The sequence below is a fragment of the Ferruginibacter sp. genome (genome assembly GCF_014377975.1).
Classification (GTDB): Bacteria; Bacteroidota; Bacteroidia; order Chitinophagales; family Chitinophagaceae; genus Ferruginibacter.
Genome location: NZ_JACMOO010000140.1, coordinates 1 through 6,900 on the forward strand (window position 1 = coordinate 1; position 6,900 = coordinate 6,900).

At 35.2% G+C, this 6,900-nt stretch carries 4 protein-coding genes and 1 pseudogene; 4 read left to right on the top strand and 1 reads right to left on the bottom strand.

Going from position 1 to position 6,900, the window contains the following annotated elements; translation table 11 throughout:
* A pseudogene (locus H7254_RS08390) lies at window positions 1–308 on the bottom strand (hypothetical protein); the annotation flags it as partial.
* Window positions 309–910: 602 nt separating this feature from the next.
* On the opposite strand from H7254_RS08390, the gene H7254_RS08395 reads away from it, so the two are divergent.
* The 4 genes from H7254_RS08395 to H7254_RS08410 all read left to right on the top strand — a co-directional run bounded on the left by H7254_RS08395 (window position 911) and on the right by H7254_RS08410 (window position 6,663).
* Window positions 911–3,565: a cation-transporting P-type ATPase gene (locus tag H7254_RS08395; RefSeq protein ID WP_301932543.1), complete on the top strand. Its 2,655-nt coding sequence runs from the start codon at window positions 911–913 to the stop codon at window positions 3,563–3,565.
* A gap of 852 nt (window positions 3,566–4,417) precedes the next feature.
* Window positions 4,418–4,807: a hypothetical protein gene (locus H7254_RS08400; RefSeq protein ID WP_301932544.1), complete on the top strand. Its 390-nt coding sequence runs from the start codon at window positions 4,418–4,420 to the stop codon at window positions 4,805–4,807.
* Between the two features lie 10 nt (window positions 4,808–4,817).
* Complete coding sequence (locus H7254_RS08405; protein ID WP_301932545.1) at window positions 4,818–5,108, top strand: hypothetical protein; 291 nt, start codon at window positions 4,818–4,820, stop codon at window positions 5,106–5,108.
* An 868-nt stretch (window positions 5,109–5,976) separates the two neighbouring features.
* Window positions 5,977–6,663, top strand: a complete 687-nt coding sequence (locus tag H7254_RS08410; protein ID WP_301932546.1) for a DoxX family protein — start codon at window positions 5,977–5,979, stop codon at window positions 6,661–6,663.
* Window positions 6,664–6,900: the final 237 nt, after the last annotated feature.

A 6,900-nucleotide genomic window follows, 5' to 3' on the forward strand; every position in this document is an offset into this window, starting at 1 on the left:
GCCATTGATTTGGTAGAGATGTACAATGGTATTTGAACACTTGCCAGGTCGAAACCTTTTTTATTGATAATTTTAATGCGGCGCTGGTGCTTGTATACCAGGCTGAACCAGCCTTTATTATTTGCTTCAAAAGAACTGTTACCCACATCCGCAATAATTACAGCACCATACGAAGTATCTACTTTTAATTTGTCGGTACTAAAATCTGCTGGTAAAACATGGTTGAATTTTATATCGGGCTTATCCTGGGCGTTGGAGATAAAACATAGAAATACAATAACCGATAGGAGTATAGCACGTTTATTCATGGCGAGCAAGGTTTAGGTTTGGAACAAGGGTTAAGTTTGGAATTTAAATATAGGATTAAATTTTTAGTGCAATTTTATAACGTATTATTTTTTAAAAAATTACTTTTTGTGCAGATGCTGATTCTCTGAGTATCGAATCCGGGTCTTTTACATCAACTTGCTTTGGCCTTATGTTTTGAATGATTTAAATAAATCCATCACTATGAATGGGTAATTGGATTGACGCACCTCGACATTAATATTCAATCATTTGTATAAGTGCAGTGTTGCTGCTAATTAAATTACATAAATTCAATTGTAAGAGGTAATGCCAACGCAACCATTTCAATTTTTAAATTTATGCCAGATGGAACGTTGCCACAAACCCATGCTGCACACTGGGTTTGGATACTGAACCTATTTCTTAAGGTAAGTACAAATCAGGGGGGAATGCTAAAAAGCGAATTCCCTGCCAACACATTGTAAAGAGTCCACCATCTGAAATTTCATCCCTATCTTTAGCCAGGTGACGAAATGGATTTCCATAACCACTTATTTTTTTACTGTTTTTGCGGTTGTGTTAACACTCTGTATTATTCCACACAATTATCACAAAGTACATTATGACAAAGCCTGAAAACATCACCTATCCCATCGAATATGCCTGCTCATCGGATGCAGAAAAGATTACTCAGCTTCTTCACGCAAATCAACAAACCGGATTAGGCGAAGATGAAGTAGCAAAAAGAATTGAAGCATTTGGTTTGAACAGCTACAAGGCTCAAAAACAAAAAAGTATTTTCTTAATTCTTATTGAGCAATTTAAAAGTCCTATTGTTTTATTACTAGTAGTGGCAGCAGGATTTTCTTTTTTCTTTCAGCACTATATTGAGGGATTTTCTATTATAGGCGTGCTGTTTATTACCGCAACATTAGGTTTTTTTATGGAATTACAGGCACGTAAATCTATGAACGCTTTAAAACAAATGGATGTAAGTGTTTCAAAAGTATGGAGAGATAATTCTATGACAGAAATCCCGTCTGAAAGAATTGTACCCGGCGATATTGTGCTGCTGGAACCCGGGGATATTGTACCTGCCGATGGACGCATATTTGAACTACATCAATTTGAAGCAGATGAATCTGCTTTAACAGGAGAATCTTTGCCGGTTACTAAAAAGCTGGAAAGCCTTGAAAAAAATACAGAGCTGGCCGACCAGGTAAATATGGTTTTTAAAGGCACTGCAATCGTAAAAGGAAATGCCAAAATAGTAATAACAGGCACTGGCTTACATACAGAGTTAGGTAAAATAGCTTCGCTGGTAGAAAATGCAGAACAAAGCATTACACCCCTGGAAAAAAAACTGCAGGGTCTTACAAAAAAGCTGATGTGGATTACGGCTGTGTTTGCTGCTATTTTTATTGTTACCGGAATTATACAGAGCAAAGATATTTACCGGATTGTAGAAACTGCACTTGCCCTTTCAGTAGCTGCTATTCCTGAAGGTTTACCCATTGTTGCAACCATTGCATTAACCTACGGCATGTTGCGGATGGCGCGAAAAAATGTTTTGATAAAAAGACTGGCAGCAGTAGAAACACTTGGTGGCATCAATACTATTTTTACAGATAAAACCGGCACCCTTACTGAAAATAAAATTGAGGTAAGCAACCTATCACTTTTTGAAGAATTAATTACTGTTGAACAAAATAAAATTAATACCGAAAATAATAAATCCATTATTGATAAATTGCTACTGATTTCTACATTATGCAACAATGCAGTGGTTAATAAAAAAGGAAATGAAGAAAAACAATTAGGCGATCCTATAGAAATTACACTGCTGCATTTTGTGACTGCCAATAAAATAAATGTGGCAGAAATAAACAAACAATATCCTCGTGTGGCAGAGGAAGCATTTAGTTCTGAAACAAAATTAATGGCTACGCTGCATAAAAATAAAACTACAAATTTTGTAGCTGCCAAGGGTGCTGTGGAAGCATTAATAGAAAAGTGCAGCACTTATTGCAAAGGGGATGCTATTGAACAATTAACCGATTCAGCGAAAAAAATATTTTTACAAAAAGCAGACGAAGTACAGGCTCAAGGTACAAGGTTATTGGCGTTTGCCTTTAAGGAGGGTGATAATACAGGAACTGATAATTTTTTACAGGATTTAACCCTGGCGGGCTTTATCGGATTTTTAGATCCTCCAAGAACCGATGTCATCGGTGCTTTACAATCCTGCCGTGAAGCAGGCATAAAAGTAATTATGATTACCGGCGACCATCCTGCCACCGCTCTTAACATTGCACAAAAAATAAAATTATCTAATAAGGAAAATATTATAATCAATGGTAAAGAATTAGGCGTTAACCTGCCTGACGAAAAATTATTTACCGCCGATATATTTGCAAGGGTTAGCCCGAAACAAAAATTAGATATGGTAAGCCTTTACCAAAAGCGGGGAGACATTGTAGCCATGACAGGCGACGGTATTAACGATGCACCGGCACTAAAAAAAGCCGATATTGGTATTGCCATGGGTTTAAGGGGTACACAGGTAGCTAAAGAAACGGCTGCCATGGTATTAAAAGATGATTCCTTTACAGCAATCGTTACAGCCATCGAACAGGGACGGGCCATTTTTCAAAACATAAAACGGTTTTTAGTATATTTACTGTCCTGCAATCTCAGCGAAATTTTTATTGTTTTTATATATGGTTTATTAAATCTCCCCTTTTCAATTCTTCCCTTGCAAATTTTGTTTTTAAATTTAGTTACCGATATTTTTCCTGCATTGGCATTGGGTATGGGCAAAGGCAACGAGCTGACTATGAAAAATCCTCCTCGTAATCCGCAGGAGCCCATAGTGGTAAAAAAAGACTGGACTAATATAATAGTTTATGCAATTTTGTTAACCCTACCCATTATGGCGGTAACCTGGTATTGCAGCCATTACCTTAAGTATTCGCCGGAAGTATGTAACAACATTACCTTCTTCAGTCTTGCACTGGCTCAACTTTGGCATGTGTTCAACCTTTCTTCCCGTAAATTATCTTTTATAAAAAATGAAGTTACCCGTAACATACTTGTTTGGTACGCACTGTTGCTTTGTATTATAATTTTAACGGTTTTTTATTTGGTAATTCCTCTAAAAGAAATACTGGGTCTTCAATTGCTTGATACCAATATGTGGTTGATAGTATCGGCTACCTGTATTGTTCCGGTTCTTTTAATTCAATTATTTAAAAGGGTATTTAAAATAATAGCGTAAAGAAATGCAGAGAAAACTTTATAAACAGCCACCCTCTTTAACCTGTAAAAAAACTACGAATATTTAAAAAAAGAAAAAGGAATCAAATAGCAAAATATCACAAGCAATCCGTTTTCAATGCTGCTTCAATATTTCCTTATAATAATACAATCATAATTTTTCGCACTTTAATTGCCATCTGCTATCTCAGGATTTTATTATCCGGGTAAAAAAAGTTTATGTTAAGAATAACAAAAACGGAATGTCTATTAAACTTTTACTGCCGGCTTTGATTCGCAATAAAGCAACCGGACAAATAATTTCAAAACGTTTTCATACCTATTTCAATAGATTTTTCTTCCCGGCAACATTTTCACCCTAATCATAAGCAGCAGTCAGGAACGTTGTATATTACGGAGTAATATTTGTCATCCAACAGATTTGCGCCGTCATTTGGCAGACCAAAGTTTTAAATGATTTAAACAATTCAATTACCTTAAACCGGCAAATGGATTTACGTACCTGGGCAATATAAAAGCAACCCCAGCCGCCATTAATAATCAATAATTTGTGTGAGGACGTTGGTGCGTCTGATTAAGCAAATACAAACGTTGTGCATCATTTCCCTTATTCCGGAAACAGAATTAAATTCTTTGGCTAACGGAAGGGCAAAAAAGGCAAAAATCAATGATTTTAACTGTAAACATAAATCATTGATTTTCAGAACAAAAAAAAACGTTAGTCAGAAGCATAAAGTAACATCCTGCTATAATGAAACTTTTTACTTATTTACTTTTACTAACAATTATCTTCTGCAACAATCAACAGCAAAAAGTTGTCAACTCTGCCACTAAGGTTTTTGATGTACCAACAATGTTAACAAACACCAAAAACAAGAGCGGCCGGGAAATTTGCTGGACAGGAACTTTAAATGGAAAGACACACGTATTTATCCATTATCAGCTGGACACCAATTTAATTATTGGAGAAATTACTTATTTAAATACAAAAGATAAATTACCAATACGACTATTGGGAACTATTGAAGAAGATAAAAATTACAGACTTTTAGAGTTCGATAAAACAGGCAATATCACAGGCATTATAACAGGACTGCCTAAAGAAAAAAATTTCAATGGAAGTTGGTTTTCACCGAAGTCAGGAAAAGAACTTTCAATAACAATGTCATTGGCAGATACAAGCATCCCTTCGCCAGACATTCAACCTGTTCACAATGAGATTTTTGGAAATTATCATTATTAATATGCTAAAAATGGTTTTAACGGGGGACTTTCAAATAAATAAAGTCGTCAACGATAAAGTTGATTTTAATATTCTATCGCTCACAAATGTTGAACGGGGGCCAAACATAGCAGAAGTTGAAAAAGATACGATCGTACTGAAAAGGAACAGTTTTGTTTACCATATTCCTGAAAGTGAAAATTGTGAATTCAAAACAACATTTTATAAGGACTTTGTATATATTAACTATACAAAAGGTTATTGTAGCGGACAGTTTGGATTGAATGCAACAATAGACGGTATTTACTTAAAGATAAAATAGAAATGACGAACGCACAGCCGGGTAAACAAGGTAATTATCACCGCGAACACCTGCCAGCACCGAACTTGAACGGCTCGAATCATACGGCTCTTCAAGATGCCTCAAAGAAATAATATTTCTTTATCCTTTATTAATGTACCGCAAACAGCTGCCATTCAGTCCATCGGATGTGGACCAAAATTTTATGACTCCGGCTGACTTCTGCAAATATTAAGGCATATCGCTTCTACATTCAATACCTTACTGTTTCACCGGCATGCCCGCACACCTCCAACAGATTATTTACAAATCTCCGTGGGTAAGTTTATTCCCTTTCTATTTACCAGCCCCTTTATTTACGCAACGAATTTCTGTGCAGTATTAGACTTTTGTTTCTTTGGCACCATCATCCACTTAGACCGGTGCTTATAAAATTTCTATTCATGGACTCTAAAATTTACCTCTCCCTCCTTCAGATTTGAGGTTATTCCCAACACCCCTGCAATTAGCTAACGATAAGCACTGCAACGCTCCTTCAGTACATACACCATTCAGGTAATGCACATAACTGACACACCTAAAAATACTTTGCAGTAAATGCCCGCATTTAAAATTCAAGATCAATCCGTATTATGTATTGAAGTCGATCCCTTACAAATGCATAAGTTTCATTTTGCGATGGCATGATTTATGTACCTACTTCTCGCTTAATGAGCTTATTTACTCCGAACAACCTCACAAATTCATTCACAATTTCAGCTCATAATCAACAGATATATTGTGCTTTATAATAAAAGTACTTGTACTTTTGGGTCGTATATATTGAAATATATTATCGATTTTATCAAATTTATAACTGTTACAAATAAAATAATAATTAAAAAAGAACATGAAACAATATGCTATAGTTGCACAAATTATTGTGGCTGCATCAATAATTTTTGTCTGGGTTTTTAGATACGATAATATTGTAAAAGAATTTAAACAATATAGTCTTAACAGCTTAACACGTGTAATGGTGGGCTCTGTTAAAATAATACTTGCTACACTGATCGTAGCAGGTATATGGTATCCCGCGTTAGTGGTTATACCATCTCTGCTGATGGCATTTTTAATGGTAAGTGCACAGTACTTTCATTTTAAAATAAATAATAAGTGGCAAAAACATTTGCCTTCGCTGGTACTACTTATTTTATCCCTCTTTATTGCAGAAGCATATCAAAATTCATTTAATTTAAATACGCTTTTTATCATTATACTTTTTTCGAGTGTATCGTTTTTCGCTTATGGAATTTTATATTTTACTTCTGCCAATATTAAAAATGAATTTAAGAGATTTGGTTTGGAGAAATTTGGTATCCTTACGGCATTATTAGAAATTCTTGGAGCAATTGGTTTAATAGTGGGTTTATTTTTTCTTCCCATCTTATTAATTTCTTCAGGCGGACTTGCTCTTTTGATGCTGTTGGGATTAGTAGCAAGGCTGCGTGTAAAAGATAGTATTTGGGTGTCGATGCCTGCCCTGTTTTTTATGTTACTGAATGCATACATCCTTTTTAAATCCATCCCATTATAATGTTTATGAACATAAAATACCCTGTTGATATTACTGCTATAATGTGTGGTAATATCTACGAAACAAAATTATTTAACTCGTTTATTTCTTACCCTGCTGCTTAAAATTACATTAGGCTTTCCTTCAATTTTATCTTCTGTTTGTTATTTATTTTCTTGTACCACGCAAATATTTTTACAACTGTCCTGATCATGTGTTGACGGATGAACCTTCCGTTCCAGCGGAGTATTCGCTGAC

Bases quoted from the DNA above. Each gene is read 5' to 3' on its own strand.
- H7254_RS08410 (WP_301932546.1), top strand. From the start codon at position 5,977: ATGAAACAATATGCTATAGTTGCACAAATTATTGTGGCTGCATCAATA.
- H7254_RS08400 (WP_301932544.1), top strand. From the start codon at position 4,418: ATGTTAACAAACACCAAAAACAAGAGCGGCCGGGAAATTTGCTGGACA.
- H7254_RS08395 (WP_301932543.1), top strand. From the start codon at position 911: ATGACAAAGCCTGAAAACATCACCTATCCCATCGAATATGCCTGCTCA.
- H7254_RS08405 (WP_301932545.1), top strand. From the start codon at position 4,818: ATGGTTTTAACGGGGGACTTTCAAATAAATAAAGTCGTCAACGATAAA.